Annotated in this window: 19 protein-coding genes; 15 read left to right on the plus strand and 4 right to left on the minus strand. The window is 61.9% G+C overall.

Annotation, left to right across the window (positions count from 1 at the left end):
- The first annotated feature begins 77 nt into the window (after nt 1–77).
- From M0814_RS11770 to M0814_RS11785, 4 genes are all read left to right on the plus strand, one after another.
- Nucleotides 78–1,472, plus strand: coding sequence for an FAD-binding oxidoreductase (locus M0814_RS11770; RefSeq protein ID WP_103484322.1), 1,395 nt, complete (start codon nt 78–80; stop codon nt 1,470–1,472).
- Between the two features lie 39 nt (nt 1,473–1,511).
- Nucleotides 1,512–2,177 carry a fumarylacetoacetate hydrolase family protein gene (locus M0814_RS11775; RefSeq protein ID WP_003229216.1) on the plus strand — a complete coding sequence of 222 codons (666 nt, stop codon included), beginning with the start codon at nt 1,512–1,514 and terminating at the stop codon, nt 2,175–2,177.
- 300 nt (nt 2,178–2,477) lie between these two features.
- A complete protein-coding gene (locus M0814_RS11780) occupies nt 2,478–3,401 on the plus strand; it encodes an SdiA-regulated domain-containing protein (RefSeq protein WP_103484321.1) in 924 nt (307 codons plus the stop codon).
- Between the two features lie 114 nt (nt 3,402–3,515).
- Nucleotides 3,516–4,433, plus strand: coding sequence for an SdiA-regulated domain-containing protein (locus M0814_RS11785; RefSeq protein ID WP_103484320.1), 918 nt, complete (start codon nt 3,516–3,518; stop codon nt 4,431–4,433).
- Between the two features lie 149 nt (nt 4,434–4,582).
- Here the strand turns inward: M0814_RS11785 and rpiA are convergent, their stop codons facing one another.
- Entirely contained in the window at nt 4,583–5,257 is a 675-nt protein-coding gene (gene rpiA, locus M0814_RS11790) for a ribose-5-phosphate isomerase RpiA (protein WP_007913886.1), read from the minus strand.
- Between the two features lie 302 nt (nt 5,258–5,559).
- On the opposite strand from rpiA, the gene ilvA reads away from it, so the two are divergent.
- Together ilvA and M0814_RS11800 are read left to right on the plus strand one after the other, a co-directional pair.
- Nucleotides 5,560–7,074, plus strand: a complete 1,515-nt coding sequence (ilvA, locus tag M0814_RS11795) for a threonine ammonia-lyase, biosynthetic (protein ID WP_003229210.1) — start codon at nt 5,560–5,562, stop codon at nt 7,072–7,074.
- Between the two features lie 39 nt (nt 7,075–7,113).
- Nucleotides 7,114–7,539, plus strand: coding sequence for a DUF2269 domain-containing protein (locus M0814_RS11800; RefSeq protein ID WP_103484319.1), 426 nt, complete (start codon nt 7,114–7,116; stop codon nt 7,537–7,539).
- A gap of 106 nt (nt 7,540–7,645) precedes the next feature.
- Here M0814_RS11800 and M0814_RS11805 read toward each other — a convergent pair whose 3' ends face one another.
- Complete coding sequence (locus M0814_RS11805) at nt 7,646–8,302, minus strand: HAD family hydrolase (RefSeq protein ID WP_103484318.1); 657 nt, start codon at nt 8,300–8,302, stop codon at nt 7,646–7,648.
- A gap of 143 nt (nt 8,303–8,445) precedes the next feature.
- Between M0814_RS11805 and M0814_RS11810 the strand changes: the two genes are divergently transcribed.
- Together M0814_RS11810 and ptsP are read left to right on the plus strand one after the other, a co-directional pair.
- The gene (locus tag M0814_RS11810) at nt 8,446–8,925 is read left to right on the plus strand and encodes an RNA pyrophosphohydrolase (protein ID WP_003229203.1); all 480 of its coding nucleotides are present in this window, start codon (nt 8,446–8,448) and stop codon (nt 8,923–8,925) included.
- Between the two features lie 22 nt (nt 8,926–8,947).
- On the plus strand, nt 8,948–11,227 hold the full coding sequence (ptsP, locus tag M0814_RS11815) for a phosphoenolpyruvate--protein phosphotransferase (protein WP_103484317.1): 2,280 nt from the start codon (nt 8,948–8,950) through the stop codon (nt 11,225–11,227).
- A 116-nt stretch (nt 11,228–11,343) separates the two neighbouring features.
- On the opposite strand, the gene M0814_RS11820 is transcribed toward ptsP, so the two are convergent.
- Nucleotides 11,344–12,090, minus strand: coding sequence for an NRDE family protein (locus M0814_RS11820; protein WP_103484316.1), 747 nt, complete (start codon nt 12,088–12,090; stop codon nt 11,344–11,346).
- Nucleotides 12,091–12,220: 130 nt separating this feature from the next.
- Here M0814_RS11820 and M0814_RS11825 point away from each other — a divergent pair, with 130 nt between their 5' ends.
- The 3 genes from M0814_RS11825 to M0814_RS11835 all read left to right on the plus strand — a co-directional run bounded on the left by M0814_RS11825 (nt 12,221) and on the right by M0814_RS11835 (nt 14,934).
- Nucleotides 12,221–13,003: a sulfite exporter TauE/SafE family protein gene (locus M0814_RS11825; protein ID WP_103484315.1), complete on the plus strand. Its 783-nt coding sequence runs from the start codon at nt 12,221–12,223 to the stop codon at nt 13,001–13,003.
- Between the two features lie 93 nt (nt 13,004–13,096).
- Nucleotides 13,097–13,912 carry a prolipoprotein diacylglyceryl transferase gene (lgt, locus tag M0814_RS11830; RefSeq protein WP_003229193.1) on the plus strand — a complete coding sequence of 272 codons (816 nt, stop codon included), beginning with the start codon at nt 13,097–13,099 and terminating at the stop codon, nt 13,910–13,912.
- Nucleotides 13,913–13,962: 50 nt separating this feature from the next.
- Nucleotides 13,963–14,934: a thymidylate synthase gene (locus M0814_RS11835; RefSeq protein WP_047596629.1), complete on the plus strand. Its 972-nt coding sequence runs from the start codon at nt 13,963–13,965 to the stop codon at nt 14,932–14,934.
- Between the two features lie 125 nt (nt 14,935–15,059).
- Here M0814_RS11835 and cadR read toward each other — a convergent pair whose 3' ends face one another.
- Nucleotides 15,060–15,509: a Cd(II)/Pb(II)-responsive transcriptional regulator gene (cadR, locus tag M0814_RS11840; RefSeq protein ID WP_003229189.1), complete on the minus strand. Its 450-nt coding sequence runs from the start codon at nt 15,507–15,509 to the stop codon at nt 15,060–15,062.
- 84 nt (nt 15,510–15,593) lie between these two features.
- Here cadR and M0814_RS11845 point away from each other — a divergent pair, with 84 nt between their 5' ends.
- From M0814_RS11845 to M0814_RS11860, 4 genes are all read left to right on the plus strand, one after another.
- On the plus strand, nt 15,594–17,849 hold the full coding sequence (locus tag M0814_RS11845) for a heavy metal translocating P-type ATPase (RefSeq protein ID WP_103484314.1): 2,256 nt from the start codon (nt 15,594–15,596) through the stop codon (nt 17,847–17,849).
- Nucleotides 17,850–17,865: 16 nt separating this feature from the next.
- Entirely contained in the window at nt 17,866–18,729 is an 864-nt protein-coding gene (locus tag M0814_RS11850; RefSeq protein WP_041072184.1) for a LysR family transcriptional regulator, read from the plus strand.
- 241 nt (nt 18,730–18,970) lie between these two features.
- Nucleotides 18,971–20,047 carry a putative 2-aminoethylphosphonate ABC transporter ATP-binding protein gene (locus M0814_RS11855; RefSeq protein ID WP_103484312.1) on the plus strand — a complete coding sequence of 359 codons (1,077 nt, stop codon included), beginning with the start codon at nt 18,971–18,973 and terminating at the stop codon, nt 20,045–20,047.
- Nucleotides 20,047–21,771, plus strand: coding sequence for a putative 2-aminoethylphosphonate ABC transporter permease subunit (locus M0814_RS11860; protein ID WP_103484311.1), 1,725 nt, complete (start codon nt 20,047–20,049; stop codon nt 21,769–21,771). The genes M0814_RS11855 and M0814_RS11860 overlap by 1 nt, the downstream gene beginning before the upstream one ends.
- Nucleotides 21,772–21,815 lie beyond the last annotated feature (44 nt).

Here is a 21,815-nt window from a genome sequence, read left to right on the forward strand (position 1 = left end):
AGCCACCCCGCTAAACACTCATTCCTGCGACGTGAAGCGTCTTCAGGATGACCATGAATTGTTCGAGAGTTCTGTCGATGACCAATCCTGCCCTGATTGATGAACTGAAGACCCTGGTCGAGCCTGGCAAGGTCCTGACCGACGCCGACTCCCTGAACGCGTACGGCAAGGATTGGACCAAGCACTTCGCCCCCGCGCCGAGCGCCATCGTATTTCCCAAGACCATCGAGCAGGTGCAGGCCATCGTCCGCTGGGCCAACACCCATAAAGTGGCGCTGGTGCCGTCGGGCGGGCGCACCGGGCTGTCCGCCGCCGCCGTGGCCGCGAATGGCGAAGTGGTGGTGTCGTTCGACTACATGAACCAGATTCTCGACGTGAACCTCACCGATCGCACCGCCGTGTGTCAGCCGGGCGTGGTCACCGAGCACCTGCAGAACGTCGCCGAAGAAAACGGCCTGTACTACCCGGTGGACTTCGCTTCGGCCGGTTCCAGCCAGATTGGCGGCAATATCGGCACCAATGCCGGCGGGATCAAGGTGATTCGCTACGGCATGACCCGTAACTGGGTCGCCGGCCTGAAAGTGGTCACCGGCAAGGGCGACGTGCTGGAACTGAACAAGGACCTGATCAAGAACGCTACCGGCTACGATCTGCGCCAGCTGTTCATCGGCGCCGAAGGCACCCTCGGCTTTGTGGTCGAAGCGACCATGCGTCTGGATCGCGCACCGAAAAATCTGACCGCCATGGTCCTCGGCACCGCCGACTTCGACTCGATCATGCCGGTGCTCCATGCCTTCCAGGGCAAGCTTGATCTGACCGCGTTCGAATTCTTCTCCGACAAGGCATTGGCCAAAGTGCTGGGGCGTGGCGACGTACCGGCGCCGTTCGACACCGACTGCCCGTTCTACGCGCTGCTGGAATTCGAAGCGACCAGCGAAGCAGTGGCCAACACGGCGCTGGAAACCTTCGAGCGTTGCGTCGAGCAAGGCTGGGTGCTGGACGGTGTGATGAGCCAGAGCGAAACCCAGTTGCAGAATCTGTGGAAGCTGCGCGAGTACATCTCCGAGACGATCTCTCACTGGACACCGTACAAGAACGACATCTCGGTCACCGTGTCGAAAGTGCCGGCATTTCTGCAGGAAATCGACGCGATCGTCGGCGAATACTACCCGGACTTCGAAATTGTCTGGTTCGGCCATATCGGCGACGGCAACCTGCACCTGAACATACTCAAGCCGGATAACCTGAGCAAGGACGAGTTTTTCGCCAAGTGCGCCACCGTCAACAAGTGGGTGTTCGAAACCGTCGAGAAGTACAACGGTTCGATCTCCGCCGAACACGGCGTGGGCATGACCAAGCGCGACTACTTGACGTACAGCCGCTCTCCGGTCGAAATCGAGTACATGAAAGCGGTCAAAGCGGTGTTCGATCCGAACGGCATCATGAACCCGGGCAAGATTTTCGCGGTTTGATTGGCAATCCCCTGAATCAATGAAGGCAGGAGTCGGTAAATGAGCTATCAGCACCAGTATGTCGACGGCACGCGCATTCACTTCCCGATCGGGAAAGTCGTGTGCATTGGCCGTAATTACGCCGAACACGCCAAGGAACTGGACAACCCGGTGCCTACCGAGCCGCTGCTGTTCATCAAACCGGGCAGTTGCGTGGTGCCGCTGGAAGGCGGCTTCAGCATTCCGACCGAGCGCGGCTCGGTGCACTACGAAGCGGAAATCGCTGTGTTGATCGGCAAGCCGCTGTCGACCAAGCCGAGCCGTGAAGAAGTGCTCGACGCGATCTCCGGGTTCGCCCCGGCGCTGGACCTGACCCTGCGCGACAAGCAGGCCGAGCTCAAGTCCAAGGGCCTGCCATGGGAAATCGCCAAGTCGTTCGACGGCGCGGCGGTGATTGCCCCGTTCGTGGTCGGCAGCACCTTCGCCGACCTGACTGACATCGGCATCCGCCTGACCATCAACGGCGAAGTACGCCAGGACGGCAACAGCAGCGCGATGCTCAACCCGATCGTGCCGATGATCCAGCACATGGCCGGCTGCTTCTCGCTGCAGGCCGGCGACGTAATCCTCACCGGCACGCCAGTGGGCGTCGGCCCGCTGAATGTCGGCGACGACATCGTCCTGGAACTGGTTGGCGCGAGCCGCTTCAGCAGCAGCGTGCGCTGACCGAACGCATTCGATACACAGCAACTGTGGCGAGGGAGCTTGCTCCCGCTGGACTGCGCAGCAGGCCCCTGCTTTTTGAAGTGAAAAGCAGGGTCGCTTCGCGCCCCAGCGGGAGCAAGCTCCCTCGCCACAAGTGCCCGCTCCTGCATTGGCTCTGTGTCGCGGCTCGCAAAGCCGCACGACAATCCCGTCATTTGCCGTTTTTTTCACATCCTGTCCGGATAATTCCTCTCATTCTGGCGTCTGAGCCGGCCTCTTTGTGCTATTACCCATAGCCTGAATTTTCGGAACGCGTCCCTGATGTCAGCTCAAACTCAGCTCAAAACTTCCCGTCGCTCACGTTTTGCCCTGCGCTGGTATGTCTGGCTATTGCTGGTGCTCGCCGTCGCTTATGGCCTGGCGCATATCATGCATTGGGACGACCGTGGCCTGCTGTGGCTGCGCGAACGTTTTGAGAGCCAGGCCGAGCAGAAGGCAAGCATCTGGTTGCCGGATTATCGGGCGGTCATCGATGGCAAGCTGCTGCCGGGCATGGAAAAGGACGAGGCCTCGGACCTGTCCTACAACCCGCAGACCAAAACCCTGTTTTCGGTGATGGGCAAGAACCCGTTCCTGGTCGAATTGACCCTGCAGGGTGATGTGCTGCGCAAGATGCCACTGGTGGGCTGGATCAATCCTGAAGGCGTGACCGTGATGGAAAACGGCCTGATGGCGATTGTCGACGAGCGCGAGCACCTGCTGACCATCGTCAAGGTCGATGCCAATACCCGCGAGCTGAATATCGCCGACTTCCCGAAATACGATCTCGGTCCGTCGAAAAACCAGAACAAGGCGTTCGAGGCAATTACCTGGGATCCGCGCAACCAGCAGTTGCTGCTGGGCGAAGAACGGCCACCGGCGCTGTTCACCTGGAAAAGCGACGGCAGCCAGATCCTCAAGGGCGACAAGCAGAAGCTGGCCAATGATGAACTGGATATCCGCAACCTCTCGGCACTGGCCATCGACCCGCGTACCGGCCACACCCTGGTGCTGTCCGCCGATTCGCACCTGTTGCTGGAGCTGGACGAGAAGGGCGAGCAAGTCAGCTTCATGACCCTGCTCGGCGGCTTCAACGGATTGAAGAACACCATTCCCCGTGCCGAAGGCGTGACCATGGACGACGCCGGTACGCTGTACATGGTCAGTGAGCCGAACCTGTTCTACCGCTTCGAAAAGCAGAAGTAGCAGCCTGAACCTCTCCCTATAGGAGCTGTTGTGGGCAAGGGCAAGTGGCCATTAAGCTTCAGTTCAGACAGGCGTGATATTTCATCCGCCTGTTTTGATCCCGAGCCTGCCCGAATGCGTCGACTTGTCCGCCCCAAGCCCCTGTTTGTCATCCTGTCGGTTGTCGCCCTGATCGCGTTGATTGCGATCGGCCAATACCTGCGCCTGTTCGAGCGCGCCTGGTTCAATCTGCAGACCTTGTGGCAGCCGTTGAGCAGCGAGGCCATTGGTCTGGGTCAATACCGGGTCGAGGTCGAAGCTCGGGTCATCGAAGGGCTGAACGACGATGTTTCGGCGCTGACCTACGATCCGGTGCGCAAGAGCCTGTTCACCGTGACCAACAAGAATGCCGAACTGGTCGAGTTGTCGCTTGAAGGCAAGATCCTGCGGCGTATCGCGTTGATCGGCTTTGGCGATGCGGAAGCGGTGGAGTTCATCAGCGCCGACACCTACGTGATCACTGACGAGCGTCAGCAACGGCTGATCAAGGTCCATCTGGAGCAGGGCACGACCTTCCTCGATGCGGCGGACGCCGAACAAATGACCCTCGGCGTGCACATGAGTGGCAACAAGGGCTTCGAAGGCCTGGCGTATGACTCGGTGGGCAAGCGCCTGTTCGTCGCCAAGGAGCGCGATCCGATGCTGATTTATGAAGTGCACGGATTTCCCCACTTCAATCCGGAAAAGTCCTACGCGGTACACGTGATCAACAACCCCAAGCGCGACGCCGGGATGTTCGTGCGCGATCTGTCGAGTCTGCAATACGACGAGCGCAGCGGCCATTTACTGGCGCTGTCCGACGAGTCGGGGCTGATTCTGGAGCTGGATGTGGACGGGCGGCCGTTGAGCACACTGTCACTGAACAAGGGACGGCAGGGTTTACAGAAGAGCGTACCGCAGGCCGAGGGTATCGCGATGGATGACGATGGGACGTTGTATCTGGTGAGTGAACCGAACTTGTTTTACGTCTTCAAGAAACCTGCGCAAAACTGACTGACACCCCAAAAAACCAAATGTGGGAGCGGGCTTGCTCGCGAATGCGGTGTATCAGACAAAATAATGTATCTGGCACACCGCATTCGCGAGCAAGCCCGCTCCCACAGGGGGTGATGCAATTACCCTCAAGAATGGGGCAGTCGGGCTTACTCAGCCTTCAGGGTTTTCACACCTTCGCTGGTGCCCAGCAACAGCAGATCCGCCGGCCGCGCCGCGAACAGACCGTTGGTGACCACGCCGACGATCGCGTTGATCTGCGCTTCCAGCTCCACCGGGTTGGTGATCTGCAGGTTGAACACGTCGAGGATGATGTTGCCGTTGTCGGTCAGCACGCCTTCGCGGTACACCGGATCGCCGCCCAGTTTCACCAGTTGACGGGCCACGTGGCTGCGGGCCATCGGGATCACTTCCACCGGCAGCGGGAATTCGCCCAGCACCGGCACCAGTTTGCTGGCGTCGGCGATGCAGATGAAGGTCTTGGCCACGGCCGCGACGATCTTCTCGCGGGTCAGGGCGGCGCCGCCGCCCTTGATCAGGTTCAGGTGCGCGTCGCTCTCGTCGGCGCCATCGACGTAGAACTCCAGGTCGCTGACGGTGTTCAGCTCATACACCGGAATCCCGTGGCCCTTGAGGCGCGCCGCAGTGGCTTCGGAGCTGGCGACCGCGCCATCGAACGCGCCCTTGTGCTGGGCCAGCGCGTCGATGAAGCAGTTGGCGGTGGAGCCGGTGCCGACCCCGACGATGCTCTTGTCGTCGAGTTTCGGAAGGATGAAGTCGACGGCGGCCTGAGCCACTGCCTGTTTGAGTTGATCCTGGGTCATGCGGGCTCCGGAAGCGGGCAAGGTGAGTACGGAAAGGCCGGCATTATAGGCCTCGCGGTGGTGAAGGGGGAAACACCCCTGTGGCGAGGGAGCTTGCTCTCCCGCTGGAGCGCGAAGCGGTCCTTTGCATTCCTTCAGGCAAATCGAATGTTCTGATTTACGACTGCTGCGCAGCCGAGCGGGAGCAAGCTCCCTCGCCACATTGGTTCTCTGTACCCTAAAACCCCCTGTTCAGTGTGGTCGTGCGCCCAAAAGCCGGGTTAGACTCGTCGGCCCCGCCCAATCGCCAGTGATGCTTTCCGATGCTCGAACAGTACGTCAAAAAGATCCTCACCTCGCGCGTTTATGACGTTGCCGTAGAAACCCCGCTGCAGAACGCTCGCCAGCTCTCCGAGCGGCTGGGCAATGACATCTGGCTCAAGCGCGAAGACTTGCAGCCGGTGTTCTCGTTCAAGATTCGCGGCGCGTACAACAAGTTGACCCAGCTGTCTGACGAAGAACGCGCCCGTGGCGTGGTCACCGCGTCGGCGGGCAACCATGCGCAGGGTCTGGCGCTGGCGGCGAAAGTGCTGGGCGTGAAAGCGACCATCGTGATGCCCAAGACCACTCCCGAGATCAAGGTCGAAGGCGTGCGTTCGCGCGGCGGCAAAGTGGTGCTGCACGGCGATTCCTTCCCGGAAGCCCTGGCCTACTCGCTGAAACTGGTCGATGAAAAGGGCTACGTTTACATCCACCCGTACGACGATCCGCACACCATTGCCGGGCAGGGCACCGTGGCGATGGAAATTCTGCGCCAGCACCCGCAACCGCTGGACGCGATTTTCGTGCCGGTCGGCGGCGGCGGGCTGATCGCTGGCATCGCGGCGTACGTGAAATACCTGCGTCCGGACATCAAGGTCATCGGCGTCGAGCCGGACGACTCCAACTGCCTGCAAGCGGCCATGGCCGCCGGCGAGCGCGTGGTGCTGCCGACCGTGGGCATCTTCGCCGACGGCGTGGCCGTGGCGCAGATCGGCCAGCACACCTTCGACATCTGCAAGGATTACGTGGACGAAGTGATCACCGTCAGCACTGACGAGATCTGTGCGGCAATCAAGGATATCTACGACGATACCCGCTCGATCACCGAACCTGCCGGCGCCTTGGGCGTGGCCGGGATCAAGAAGTACGTCGAGTTGCGTGGCGTCAGCGGCCAGACCTTCGTTGCCATCGACTCCGGGGCCAACGTCAACTTCGATCGCCTGCGCCACGTCGCCGAACGCGCCGAGCTGGGCGAGGGCCGCGAAGCGATCATCGCCGTGACCATCCCGGAGCAGGCCGGCAGCTTCAAGGCGTTTTGCGAAGCCATCGGCAAGCGCCAGATCACCGAATTCAACTACCGCTACAACACCGGCAGCGAAGCGCACATCTTCGTTGGCGTGCAGACTCACCCGGAAAACGACCCGCGCAGCGCACTTCTGGCGAGCCTGACCGGGCAGGGCTTCCCGGTGCTCGACCTGACCGACAACGAACTGGCCAAGTTGCACATTCGCCACATGGTCGGCGGCCACGCGGCGCACGTCATCGACGAAGTGGTGTTTCGCTTCGAATTCCCGGAGCGCCCGGGCGCATTGTTCAACTTCCTCAACAAACTCGGCGGGCGCTGGAACATCTCGATGTTCCACTACCGTAACCACGGCGCGGCGGACGGCCGGGTGGTCGCGGGCCTGCAAGTCCCGCATGACGAGCGGCATCTGGTGCCGGCGGCGCTTGAGGAAATCGGCTACCCGTACTGGGATGAAAGCGAAAACCCGGCCTATCAGCTGTTTCTTGGCTGAGCGGCTACGCTGATGGGCAGGCCATAAGGAAATCGAACAATGGAAACGTTAACTGCCCTGAAAACCGCGCACATGGTCGCCACCGTGGTGTTGCTGGCCAGTGCGCTGGGTCTGGGAATCTGGGTTTTTCTCGCGCGGCGCAAAGGTGATGCCACGGCGGGCAGCCGCACCTTGCAACGGCCACGGGTGTTCATCTGGTTGTTGATGGGCCTGGCGCTGTTGAGCATGCCGTTCACTGGCTGGGGCATGGTGCATCTGGTCGGCTGGCCGCTGGGGCAGACCTGGTTGCTGGCCTCCAGCGTGCTGTACACCGTGGCGGCACTGGCGTTGTTCTGGTTGCTGGTGCGGTTGAATCGGTTGCGCAAGGCGCCGGGTGGCGTTGGCAAGTTCACCTTTGCCTTGGCGTTGTTCAGTTTCGTCTGCTTTATCGCCATTGCCGGGTTGATGGGCGCCAAGCCTGTTTAAGGCTTCACACCGCGTTGGCCCCATTCGGGAGCAAGCCCCCTCCCACATTGGATTTGTGCTGTGAACACGGTCCCCTGTGGGAGCGGGCTTGCTCGCGAAGGCGTAATCAGTCGCGCAACGAGATAACTGGCCAGCCACGCTTCTCGGCCTCGGCGCGCAGATTCGGATCCGGATCAACGGCCACCGGGTTCGCCACCTGCTCCAGCAGCGGCAGGTCATTCATCGAATCGCTATAGAAATAGCTGTCATCCAGCGAATACCCAGTCTCCTCCAGCCAACGATTCAGGCGCGTCACCTTGCCCTCACGGAAGCACGGAATGTCGGTGCTGCGCCCGGTGTAGCGGCCATCGACCATCTCGCACTCGGTGGCGATCAGGGTTTCAACGCCCAGGCGCACGGCAATCGGGGCGGTGACGAAGCGGTTGGTGGCGGTGATGATCACCAGTTTGTCACCAGCGTCGCGGTGCTGTTTCAGCAGTTCCAGCGCCTTGGGCAGCACGATCGGCTCGATGCAGTCGCGCATGTAGTCGTTATGCCACTGTTCGAGCACGGCCATTTCGGTGCGGCCGAGGATTTCCAGGCAGAAGTTCAGGTACGCGGCGTTATCCAGCTTGCCGGCCAGGTAATCCTGATAGAACTCGTCGTTGCGCGTCTTGTACGCCACCGGGTCAAGGAAGCCGCGCTCGCACAGATAGTCGCCCCAGGCGTGATCGCTGTCGCCGCCCAGAAGGGTGTTGTCCAAATCGAATAGAGCCAGGCGCATTGCAGTTACCCGCTGAAAAGTCAGTAAAAAGGCGACAAGAATACGGTCTTTTCACAAGAGTGCACATAAGGTAGGAACCTTCGTTGCCGCCTTATCAAGCTTTGTGGAACAATGCGGCGACATGCGTTTGCGAGGTTGTTGCCGTGATCGACCCCGATGGTTTCCGCCCCAATGTCGGGATCATTCTGACGAATGACGCCGGCCAGGTGCTATGGGCTCGCCGTATCAATCAAGATGCCTGGCAGTTTCCACAAGGGGGAATCAACCCCGAGGAGACGCCGGAGGACGCCTTGTACCGCGAGCTGAACGAAGAAGTTGGCCTGGAACGTGAAGATGTTGAAATACTGGCCTGTACTCGTGGCTGGTTGCGCTATCGTTTGCCGCAACGTCTGGTGCGTACCCACAGCCAACCGCTGTGCATCGGCCAGAAACAGAAATGGTTTCTCCTGCGCCTGATCTCCAACGAGCAGCGGGTGCGGATGGATTTGACCGGTAAACCGGAGTTCGATGGCTGGCGCTGGGTCAGTTATTGGTATCCGTTGGGCCAGGTGGTGACATTCAAGCGCGAGGTGTATCGACGCGCCCTCAAAGAGCTTGCCCCGCGCCTTTTAGCGCGCGACTGACGACGGAGTTCGACCCCGAGCCATGCTCAATACGCTGCGCAAGATCGTCCAGGAAGTTAACTCCGCCAAGGATCTCAAGGCGGCGTTGGGGATTATTGTGTTGCGCGTCAAAGAGGCCATGGGCAGCCAGGTCTGCTCGGTCTACCTGCTTGATCCCGAGACCAACCGCTTCGTCCTGATGGCCACCGAGGGCTTGAACAAGCGCTCGATCGGCAAAGTCAGCATGGCACCCAACGAAGGTCTGGTGGGTCTGGTCGGCACGCGTGAAGAACCCCTGAACCTCGAAAACGCCGCGGATCACCCGCGCTACCGCTACTTCGCCGAGACCGGCGAGGAGCGCTACGCCTCGTTCCTCGGGGCGCCGATCATTCACCACCGCCGCGTCGTCGGCGTGTTGGTCATCCAGCAGAAAGAACGTCGCCAGTTCGACGAAGGTGAAGAAGCCTTCCTCGTGACCATGAGCGCGCAGCTCGCCGGCGTTATCGCCCACGCTGAGGCCACCGGCTCGATCCGTGGTCTGGGTCGTCAGGGCAAGGGCATTCAGGAAGCCAAGTTCGTCGGCGTACCGGGTTCGCCGGGTGCTGCCGTCGGTACCGCGGTGGTCATGCTGCCGCCGGCGGATCTGGACGTTGTTCCAGATAAAACCATTACCGATATCGACGCCGAGCTGGCGCTGTTCAAGACCGCCATCGAAGGCGTGCGCGCCGACATGCGTGCGTTGTCCGCCAAACTCGCGACCCAGCTGCGCCCGGAAGAGCGCGCGCTGTTCGACGTTTACCTGATGATGCTCGACGATGCCTCGCTGGGCAGCGAAGTCACCACCGTGATCAAGACCGGCCAATGGGCCCAGGGCGCACTGCGTCAGGTGGTCACCGATCACGTCAACCGTTTCGAACTGATGGACGACGCCTACCTGCGCGAGCGCGCGTCGGACGTCAAAGACCTCGGTCGGCGCCTACTGGCGTATCTGCAGGAAGAGCGTCAGCAGAACCTGGTCTACCCGGAAAAAACCATTCTGGTCAGCGAAGAGCTGACGCCGGCCATGCTCGGCGAGGTGCCGGAAGGCACGCTGGTCGGTCTGGTGTCGGTCCTCGGTTCGGGTAACTCCCACGTCGCGATCCTGGCCCGGGCCATGGGCATTCCGACGGTGATGGGCCTGGTCGACCTGCCGTACGCCAAGGTCGACGGCATCGAGGTGATCGTCGATGGCACCCGCGGCGAGGTCTACACCAACCCCAGCGACGTCCTGCGCAAGCAGTTCGCCGAGGTGGTCGAAGAAGAGAAACAACTGGCGCTGGGCCTCGACACCCTGCGTGATCTGCCGTGCGTGACCCTCGATGGCCACCGCATGCCGCTGTGGGTCAACACTGGCCTGCTGGCCGATGTGGCGCGGGCACAAAAGCGTGGCGCCGAAGGTGTCGGCCTGTACCGCACCGAAGTGCCGTTCATGATCAATCAGCGCTTCCCGAGCGAAAAGGAACAGCTGGCGATCTACCGCGAACAGCTCGCCGCGTTCCACCCGCAACCGGTGACCATGCGCAGCCTGGACATCGGCGGTGACAAGTCGCTGTCGTACTTCCCGATCAAGGAAGACAACCCGTTCCTCGGCTGGCGCGGGATTCGCGTGACCCTCGACCACCCGGAAATCTTCCTGGTGCAGACCCGCGCGATGCTCAAGGCCAGCGAAGGCCTGAACAATCTGCGGATCCTGCTGCCGATGATCTCCGGCACCCACGAACTCGAAGAAGCCCTGCACCTGATCCACCGGGCCTGGGGCGAAGTGCGTGACGAAGGCACCGACGTGCCGATGCCGCCGATCGGCGTGATGATCGAAATTCCGGCCGCGGTGTACCAGACCAAGGAACTCGCGCGGCAGGTGGACTTCCTGTCAGTCGGCTCCAACGACCTGACCCAGTACCTGCTGGCGGTCGACCGCAACAACCCGCGGGTGGCCGATCTCTACGACTACCTGCACCCGGCGGTGCTGCAAGCCCTGCAAACCGTGGTACGCGACGCGCATGCCGAAGGCAAACCGGTGAGCATCTGCGGCGAAATGGCCGGTGATCCGGCGGCGGCGGTGCTGTTGATGGCGATGGGCTTCGACAGCCTGTCGATGAACGCCACCAACCTGCCGAAAGTGAAGTGGATGCTGCGTCAGATCAACCTGAGCAAGGCCAAGGATCTGTTGGCCGAGCTGATGACCATCGACAACCCGCAAGTGATCCACAGCTCGCTGCAACTGGCGCTTAAGAATCTCGGGTTGTCGAAGATGAATCCGCCGGCGGTCAACAAGGCTCTCTAAAACCTTGTGGGCCTCTTCGCGAGCAAGCCCGCTCCCACATTTGACCGAGTTCTACCTTTGGAATGTGGTCGAATGTGGGAGCGGGCTTGCTCGCGAAGGCGTCAGTTCAAACGCTGCTAAACAGCAATCTCCACCTCGCCCAAATGCCCGCCATATGGCCCGAAACTGCGCTCGACCATTCGCCGAGTGCCGTCCGCCTGCACTATCAACGCCGTACTCGCCCGTGTGCCATAACTCTGGCTGGCAATGAACACACTCGACAGCAACGATTCGGTGGCCAGCCCGACCCCGGTATCCGGCAGCTCGGCAAACGGCGCGGTCTGCGCATCGCCCAGCAGCTCCAGTAACCGCGCAGGCTGTGGATCATCCAGCACCGCACTCAGTGCGGCCTTGGCCTTGAGCAACTTCGGCCACGGCGTATCCAGCCCGGCATTCGATAGCCCGTAAACGCCCGGTTCCAGCATCACCGGCTCGGACGTCCGCGCATTGAAGTGCCACAGCTCATGGGCATTGCCCAGCAGCAGGTTGAACCCGGCGTATTCCGGCGCGCGAGCGACCACATCGCGCAAATAATCATCAATCGACGCATCGCCCGTGAGAAACCGCGCCACCAGCTCCCCCCGCGACTTGCGCGCCGGTGGCTGGTGCGGGTCGCGGATATTGGTCAGCGCGGCAAAGCGCCCATTGACGCCGATTCCCAGCCACGTGCCGCCAGCCTCAAGATCGCGCCCCGCGTGCACGTGCGGCGCGTCGACCCATGGCGCCAGCGGCAGGCTCGGGCGGGCGTAGAACTCGTCACGGTTGGCCGCGACGATCAGCGGCTGGGCATGGCCCGGGCGCCAGGCGAAAACAATCAGGCACATAAGGTGGTCCTTGTGTGTTTTTTGCTCACTCTACGCAGTCAGCGTCCGTGCATCCATCGCCAGTTCCGCCAGAGGGTGTGCATCCGTTACCATGCCGCTCCGGTTTTGGGGATGCGTCTGGGAGACGGCCGTGGAATTTCTGCTCTATCTGGCGCTGGGCGCCTGTGCGGGCGTGCTGGCCGGGCTGTTCGGGGTGGGCGGCGGGATCATTATTGTCCCGGTGCTGGTGTTCAGTTTTACCTTGCAGGGTTTCGATCAGTCGATCCTTACACATCTGGCGGTTGGCACGTCGCTGGCGACGATCATCTTCACCTCGGTCAATGCCGTGCGCGAACACCACCGGCGTGGCGCCGTGCGCTGGCCGATTTTCAAGTGGATGGCGGTTGGCATACTGCTCGGCGCCGGTTTCGGTGCGCTGACGGCCGAGGCGATTTCCGGGCCGAACCTGCAAAAGATCATCGGCGTGTTTGCCTTGGTGATCTCGCTGCAGTTGGCGCTGGACATCAAACCCAAGGCCAGTCGAACCGTCCCCGGCAAACTCGGTCTGACCGTGGCCGGGAGCGTAATCGGTTGGGCGTCGGCGATTTTTGGCGTCGGCGGCGGTTCGCTGACCGTACCGTTTCTGACCTGGCGCAGCGTGCCGATGCAGCAAGCCGTGGCGACCTCGTCAGCCTGTGGCCTGCCGAGCGCCCTGGTCAGTGCATTAAGTTTCATGATTCTGGGCTGGCACGATTCGTTGTTGCCGCCGCATAGTCTCGGTTTTGTTTATTTGCCGGCGCTGCTGGGCATTGCCCTGACCAGCATGGTCTTCGCCCGTCTCGGCGCGCGCCTGGCCCACAGATTGTCGCCGCGCTTGCTGAAACGGCTGTTCGCCGCTTTGCTGTTCTGCGTGGGCCTGAATTTCCTGCTCTGATCCGCTTGTTCAGAACAGCCCGCAATCCTGGCTTAATCCTGAGGTGGCAGCGTCGCCCGGGAATTTTGGTTTCAACTCTAACGAGGAGTCGCAATGCTGCCTTACCCGCAGATCGACCCGGTGGCCCTGGCCATCGGTCCGCTGAAAATCCACTGGTACGGCCTGATGTACCTCGTCGGCATCGGCGGCGCATGGCTGCTGGCGTCGAGCCGGCTCAACCGTTTCGACCCGACCTGGACCAAGGAGAAGCTTTCCGATCTGGTGTTCTGGCTGTCGATGGGGGTGATTGTCGGTGGACGTCTGGGTTACGTGCTGTTCTATGACCTGAGCGCGTACATCGCCAACCCGACGCTGATTTTCGAAGTGTGGAAGGGCGGCATGTCGTTCCACGGCGGATTCATCGGCGTGATGCTTGCCGCGCTGTGGTTCGGCAAGCGTAACGGCAAGACCTTCTTCCAGCTGATGGACTTCGTTGCGCCGATGGTGCCGATCGGTCTGGGCGCCGGGCGCATCGGCAACTTCATCAACGCCGAGCTGTGGGGCAAGCCGACCGACGTGCCGTGGGCGATGATCTTCCCGCCGTTCAGCGATCCGGCGCAGCTGCCGCGTCACCCGTCGCAGCTGTATCAGTTCGCGCTCGAAGGTGTCGCGCTGTTCCTGATCCTGTGGCTGTTCTCGCGTAAGCCGCGCCCGACCATGGCCGTGTCCGGCATGTTCGCGCTGTTCTACGGCATCTTCCGTTTCATCGTCGAGTTCGTCCGCGTACCGGACGCGCAACTGGGCTACCTGGCCTGGAACTGGCTGACCATGGGGCAAGTGCTGTGCGTACCGATGATTGTCGCCGGACTGTTCCTGATCTGGCTGGCCTATCGTCGCGCGCCGGCAGCACCGCTCGCGCCGACCGCTTAAACTACGAACCCCGGCGCGCGACGCCGGGGCTCAAAGGACACAGGTAACTCATGAAGCAATATCTCGAACTGGTCTCGCACGTCATTCAGAACGGCACCAAACAGGCCAACCGCACCGGCATCAACACCATCAGCTTTCCGGGTGCGATGCTGCGTTTCGATCTGCAGGAAGGCTTTCCGGCGATCACCACCCGCAAGATGGCCTTCAAATCGGCCATCGGCGAGATGTGCGGTTTTCTGCGTGGCGTGAACAACGCCGCTGAATTCCGTGCGCTGGGCTGCAAGGTCTGGGATCAGAACGCCAACGAAAATGCGCAGTGGCTGGCCAACCCGTTCCGTCAGGGCGAAGACGATCTCGGCGAAATCTACGGCGTGCAATGGCGCAAATGGCCGGCGTACAAGCAGATCCCGCTGAGCAATACCGCCGCCATCGAACAAACCCTGAGCAATGGCTACAAGCAGATCGCCCAGGGCGAAGAAGACGGCCAGGCTTACGTGGTGCTGTACAAAGCCATCGACCAGGTACGCCAGTGCGTCGACACGATCATCAAGGACCCGGGCAGTCGCCGCATCCTGTTCCACGGCTGGAACGTCGCCCAGCTCGATGAGATGGCCCTGCCGCCGTGCCATCTGCTGTACCAGTTCCACCCGAACGTCGAGACCAAAGAGATCTCCCTGACCCTGTACATCCGCTCCAACGACCTGGGTCTGGGCACGCCGTTCAACCTCACCGAAGGCGCCGCGCTGCTGAGCCTGATCGGGCGCCTGACCGGCTACACGCCGCGCTGGTTCACCTATTTCATCGGTGATGCGCACGTCTACGAGAACCACTTGGACATGCTGAACGAACAGCTCAAGCGCGAGCCGTTCGCCATGCCGAAGCTGAAAATCTCCGACCGCGTGCCGGAGTTTGCCAAGACTGGCGTTTATCAGCCGGAGTGGCTGGAGCTGGTGGAACCGAGCGATTTCTCGCTGGAAGGCTATGAGCACCATGCGCCAATGACCGCGCCGATGGCGGTCTAAGCCGTTGCACAAAACCCCTGTGGGAGCGAGCCTGCTCGCGAAGAGGGCGTGTCAGTCATAGAGATGTCGACTGATACACCGCTTTCGCGAGCAGGCTCGCTCCCACATTCGGCTCTGTGTAAGTCTCAGTGGCCGTGGCTACGGCCTACATGGGAGTGTTCGACTTCGGTCGCCACAACCCCGCCACTCACCTCCAGCCGTTGCAAGATCCCGCACTGATCCGCCCCCGGCCCTTCGCCACAGCGTTGGCGCAGGTCGAGCAGTTGCGTCTGCAACGCCAACAAGCCATCAATTCGCGCCTTTACATGCTGGATGTGCTCGTCGATCAGCGCATTGACGTTTTCGCACTGGTCCTGCGGGCTGTCGCGCAAGGTCAGCAGGCTGCGGATCTCTTCGAGAGTCATGTCGAGGGTGCGGCAGTTGCGGATGAAAGTCAGGCGTTCGGCGTGGGCCTGGGTGTAAACGCGGTAGTTACCGTCGCTGCGCGCCGGTTCCGGCAGCAGGTTTTCGCGCTCGTAATAGCGGATGGTTTCCACGGCGCAGTCGGTGAGTTTGGCCAGTTCTCCGATCTTCATGATGGCAATCTCCAAAAGGGTGCTTGACCCTATAGTGGCTACAGGGTCTTTACTTGGCAACAGGCACCTTTATGGACGCGACCAATGAGCGATTCCCAGCACAACCACAAATCCCACGCGGGACACGACCACAGCCACAAATTGCAGCCTGTGCATAAGCATGACCACGGTGGCGATTCCTGCTGCGCGTCGAAAGCCGCTGCGCCTGCGTTGGTGCAACTGAGCGAAAAGACCAGCGCTGACGCCCGACTGAGCAGTTTCCGCATCGAGGCGATGGACTGTCCGACCGAGCAGACGCTGATCCAGAACAAACTCGGCAAACTGGCCGGTGTGCAGCAGCTGGAATTCAACCTGATCAACCGCGTGCTCGGCGTGACCCACAATCTGCCGGACACCGCGCCGATTACCGAGGCGATTACCTCGCTGGGCATGCACGCCGAACCGCTGGAGGCGGGCGTCGAAGCCCCGGCCCCGGCGCCGGTGAAAAAACACTGGTGGCCCCTGGCGCTGTCCGGCGTTGGTGCGCTGGCGGCTGAAGTGATCCACTTCACCAACGCCGCGCCGACCTGGGTGGTGGCGATCATTGCGCTGATCTCGATCCTCAGCGGCGGCCTGACCACCTATAAAAAGGGCTGGATCGCCCTGAAGAACCGCAATCTCAACATCAACGCACTGATGAGCATCGCGGTGACCGGTGCGGTGCTGATCGGGCAGTGGCCGGAAGCGGCGATGGTGATGTTCCTGTTCACCGTGGCCGAGCTGATCGAAGCGCGCTCGCTGGATCGTGCGCGCAACGCCATCAGCGGTCTGATGCAGATGACCCCGGAACAGGCCACGGTGCAGCAAGCCGACGGCAACTGGGTCGAACAAGAGGTCAAAAGCGTCGAACTCGGCGCCCGCGTGCGGGTAAAACCCGGCGAGCGTATCGCGCTGGACGGCGAAGTCGTCAGCGGCAGTTCGACCATCGATCAAGCGCCGATCACCGGTGAAAGCCTGCCGGTGGAGAAAACCATCGGCGATAAAGTCTTCGCCGGCACCATCAACCAGGCCGGCTCGCTGGAGTACACGGTGACTGCGGCGGCGAACAACTCGACCCTGGCGCGGATCATCCACGCCGTCGAGCAGGCTCAGGGTGCGCGGGCGCCGACGCAACGCTTCGTCGATCAGTTCTCGACAATCTACACCCCGGTGGTGTTCGTGCTGGCGCTGGCCGTGGCGATCATTCCGCCGCTGTTCATGGGCGCAGCATGGTTCGACTGGATCTACCGTGCGCTGGTGCTGTTGGTGGTGGCATGTCCGTGTGCCCTGGTGATTTCCACCCCGGTGACCATCGTCAGCGGCCTCGCGGCAGCGGCGCGCAAAGGCATTCTGGTCAAGGGTGGCGTGTACCTGGAGGGCGGTTTCAAGCTCGATTATCTGGCGCTGGACAAGACCGGCACGATCACCCACGGCAAACCGGTGCAGACCGATTACCTGTCGCTGGACCCGACCGCTGACGCCACAGCCCCGGCGATTGCCGCCGCGCTGGCCGGACGCTCCGACCACCCGGTGTCGCTGGCCATCGCCAATGCGGCTGTGGATAAAAACCTCGCCGTGCTGACTGTGGATAATTTCGAAGCGCTGGCCGGTCGCGGCGTAAAAGGCCAGGTCAACGGCCAGACCTATCACTTGGGCAACCATCGTCTGGTCGAGGAGCTGGGCCTCTGCTCGCCGCAACTGGAAGAGAAGCTGTTTGCGCTGGAGAAACAGGGCAAGTCCGTGGTGTTGCTGCTCGACAGTTCCGGCCCGCTGGCGCTGTTCGCCGTGGCCGACACGGTCAAGGAATCCAGCCGCGAAGCGATCCGCCAGTTGCACGCGCTGGGCGTGAAAACCCTGATGCTCACCGGTGACAACGTGCACACCGCGCAAGCCATTGCCGCGCAGGTCGGCATCGACCAGGCCAAGGGCGACTTGCTGCCGACCGACAAACTGCAGGCTATCGAAGAGCTTTATGCACAGGGGCATCGGGTCGGCATGGTCGGCGACGGTATCAACGACGCCCCGGCGCTGGCGCGGGCCGAAATCGGTTTCGCCATGGCGGCCGCTGGCACCGACACCGCGATTGAAACCGCCGATGTCGCCCTGATGGACGACGATCTGCGCAAGATCCCCGCGTTCATCAGCCTGTCGCGCGACACCGCGAGCATCTTGAAACAGAACATCGCGTTGGCACTGGTGATCAAGGCTATCTTTCTTGGGGTAACCTTCGCCGGACTCGCCACCATGTGGATGGCGGTGTTTGCCGACATGGGCGTGAGCCTGCTGGTGGTGTTCAACGGTTTGCGCCTGCTGCGCAAATAAACGATGAGGGATGGTTGTGCTGAGTGCCGAGCTGAAAGCGTTTTATATGGTCGCCCGCCTGGGCAGCATTACGCTGGCGGCGAAAAAGCTCGGCCTCAGCCAACCCACCGTGACCACGCAGATCCGTAATCTGGAAAGTCAGTACTCGGTGGAGCTGTTCTACCGTGGCGGTCGGCGCCTGAGTGTCAGCGACGAAGGCGCGCGGCTGCTGCCGATGGTCAAGGCGCTGTTGCAGCAGGAGGCCGACATCGAGTTCTTCCTGCGCAACAGCGGTCAGGTGCAGGGCACGCTGCGCATCGCTGCCACCGCGCCGTATTACATCCTTGATCTGGTGAAAACCTTCCGCGAGCGCTTGCCGCAGGTGGAAGTGTCGGTGGAAATCGGCAACTCGCAGCAGGTGCTCGAAGCGCTGGAGGATTACCGGGTGGATGTCGCGGCGTCGTCGCAGTTGCTTGAGGATGCGCGCTTGATTCGCCGGGTATTGGGTAGCGATCCGCTGGTGCTGGCGGTGCATCGCAACCATCCGCTGGCGGCGCAGGAGCATGTGGCGTTGAGCGCGCTGGCCGGGCATACCTTGCTGATGCGCGAGTCCGGTTCGACCACCCGGCGCCTGACCGAGGAGTTGCTGGAAAGCGCCGGAGTCAGTTTCGGCCCGCTGCTGGAGATCGGCAGCCGCGAGTCGATCCGCGAGGCGGTGCTGCGCAATATCGGCATCAGCATCATTGCCCGCCAGGAAGTCCCGCATGATCCGCAGTTGCGGGTGCTGACCATCGAGAATGCGCCGCAGATTCCCGAGTACCTGTATTGCCTCAAGGAGCGCAAGGGCGCGCGGTTGCCGGCGGCGTTTCTCGGGTTGGCTCAGGAAATGTCTCCGGCCTGATTTCTTCAGTGCCCATGCCGGCCTCTTCGCGAGCAAGCCCGCTCCCACAGGGGATAGTGTTCACAACACAAATCCAATGTGGGAGCGGGCTTGCTCGCGAAGGCGTCAGACCAGGCAACACATGACTTGAAACCTGAACCAAAATCCCCGAATACCACTATCAGCCGTTTTTGCCTCACTGCCACATGACGGACGCATTACAACTCTAGGATTGGCCCCATCAGCTTGATGAGGTCTGTCCATGAATCCTGCAATCGCAACTGCCCTGACCAACCCCGGTGCGCCGATGAAAGTGCGCGGCGTGCAGAAGCGCTTCGGCGCGTTCACCGCGCTGGATAACGTCTCCCTCGATGTCGCGGCCGGTGAGCTGGTGTGCCTGCTCGGCCCGTCAGGCTGTGGCAAGACCACGCTGCTGCGCTGCATCGCCGGGCTTGAGAAGCAGGACAGCGGCGAGTTGTACCTCGGAGATCGCGATGTTTCGCACCTCGCGCCGCAAGCCCGGGACTACGGCATCCTGTTCCAGTCCTACGCGCTGTTCCCCAATCTGACCGTCGAAGCGAACATTGCCTACGGCCTCGCCGGCAGTGGTCGTGACGAAGTGCGTCGTCGCGTCGGGCAGATGCTGGAACTTGTCGGCCTTACCGACAGTGAGAAAAAGTACCCGGGCCAATTGTCCGGCGGTCAGCAACAAAGGGTCGCACTGGCTCGTGCCCTGGCCCCGGCGCCGTCGCTGCTGTTGCTCGATGAACCGATGTCGGCCCTTGATGCCCGAGTGCGCGAGCATCTGTGCACCGAACTGCGCCAACTGCAGCGCAACCTCGGCATCACCACCCTGATGGTCACGCACAATCAGGACGAAGCCATGCTGATGGCCGACCGCATCGCCGTGATGCACAACGGCCGGGTCGAGCAGTACGCCACCCCGCAGGAAATCTACAATCGCCCGGCCACGCCGTTCGTGGCCGAGTTCGTCGGGCAGGGCAACTGGCTGCCGTTCCAGCGCAGCAGCGCCAGTCACGCCCGGGTTGGCGGGATGGATGTGCGTCTGGCCGATGGCAGCGTCAGCGGCGCTTCGGGCCGACTGTTCTGCCGTCCGGAAGCCATCAGCGTCAATCCGTTGGTGCACGAAGAAAACCTGTTCCCGGCGAAAGTCCGTGAGATCACCTTTCTCGGCAATCGCTGCCGCATGAGCTTCGAACTCGACCAATTGCCGGGCCACGCGCTGCTCGCTGAACTGGCGCCGGAAGCCATGCCGCGCCTCGGTGCCCAGCAGATCATGGTCGCCTTGCCGCCGCGCAGCCTGCAGGTGTTTGCCTGATGAGCGCGAACATCGCACTGCCGCTACCGCACAAGCAGGCGCGGCGAGTGTCCGGGGCCGAGGTCGGTGACCGGATCTTCGTCCTCGGCGGCAAACTCCTGCTGCTGTTACTGCTCGGTGTTGCTGTGCTGCTGCCGTTGCTGGCGATCTTCTGGCGCGGCTTCAGCAGCGAGGCCGGGCAGGGCGGTGGCTGGCTCGCCGCCAAGGAGCTGGTGAGCAGCGAGAATTTCCACTGGCTGCTCGGCAACAGCCTGAAAGTTTCCCTCAGCGTCGCGGCCATCGTCGTACCGCTGGCCTACCTGTTTGCCTACGCCCTGCAACGCACACTGATTCCGGCCAAGGGCATCTGGCGCGGGATTTCGCTGCTGCCATTGATGGCGCCGTCGATGCTGCCGGGTATCGCATTGGTCTATCTGTTCGGCAATCAGGGCATGTTGCGCGGGCTGCTCTCGGACAACATCTACGGTTTCTGGGGCATCGTGCTGGGTGAGGTGATCTACACCTTTCCGCATGCGCTGATGATTCTGCTGTCGGCGTTGTCGCTGGCCGATGCGCGGCTGTTCGATGCGGCGTCGAGCATGGGCGCCAGTCCGGCCAAGGCGTTCCGCAGCATCACCTGGCCGGCGACCCGGCAAGCGGTATTCGCTGCGTTCTGTCTGGTGTTCACCCTGACCATCACCGATTTCGGCGTGCCGGTGGTGGTCGGTGGCGACTATCAAGTGCTGGCGCTGGAAGCCTACAAAGCCGTGGTCGGCCAGCAACAATTCGGTCGCGGGGCGCTGATCGGCATGGTGCTGTTGCTGCCGGCGCTGTTCAGCTTCGGCGTCGATGCCTGGCTGCGCCGCCGTCACGGCGATTCCATGAGCGGCCGCGCCCAGGTGTTCAAACCGGCACCGTCGAAACTGCGCGACAGCTGCTATTTGACGATTGTCGTGTTGATCAGCGCCGCGTTGCTGCTGGTGTTCGGCATGGCAGTGTTCTCGTCGCTGGTGAAGTTCTGGCCATACAACCTGTCGTTGTCGCTCAACCACTACCAGTTCAACGAAACCGCCGGCGGTGGCTGGCTGGCCTACAGCAACAGCTTGAAGATGGCGCTGGGCACGGCGCTGATCGGCAGCGTATTGATCTTCACCGGCGCTTACCTGATGGAGAAAACCCGCAGCCAACGCGGCCTCAACCTGACCCTGCGCATGCTCAGTTTCGTGCCGATGGCGGTGCCGGGGCTGGTGCTCGGCCTGGGTTACGTCTTCTTCTTCAACCTCAGCGGCAACCCGCTGCACGTGCTGTACGGCACGATGACGCTACTGATCGTCTGCACCATTGCGCACTATCTGACCACCGCGCAAATGACCGCGACCACCGCGCTGCGCCAGCTCGACGCCGAGTTCGAAGCCGCCGCGCTGTCGCTCAAGGCGCCGCTGTACCGCCATTACCTGCGCGTCACCGTGCCGATCTGCCTGCCGGCGCTGCTGGACATCGTGCGCTACCTGTTTGTCTCGGCGATGACCACGGTGTCGGCGGCGATCTTCCTCTACAGCCCCGACACCATCCTCGCGGCGGTGGCGGTGCTGAACATGGATGACGCCGGCAATGTCGGCGGCGCGGCAGCGATGTCGACCCTGATTCTGTTCACCTCGGCAGGCGTGTCCTTGCTGCTGGCGTGGGCTTCGCGCGGCTTGCTGCGCCGTTCCCAGGCCTGGCGGCAAACCGCGCCCGGTCACTGATTGACGATTTATCCCTACAGCCTCAACTCACCGACAGGAAAACG

Origin of the sequence: Pseudomonas sp. MWU12-2020, assembly GCF_023100605.1 — a bacterium.
GTDB lineage: Bacteria > Pseudomonadota > Gammaproteobacteria > Pseudomonadales > Pseudomonadaceae > Aquipseudomonas > Aquipseudomonas fluorescens_H.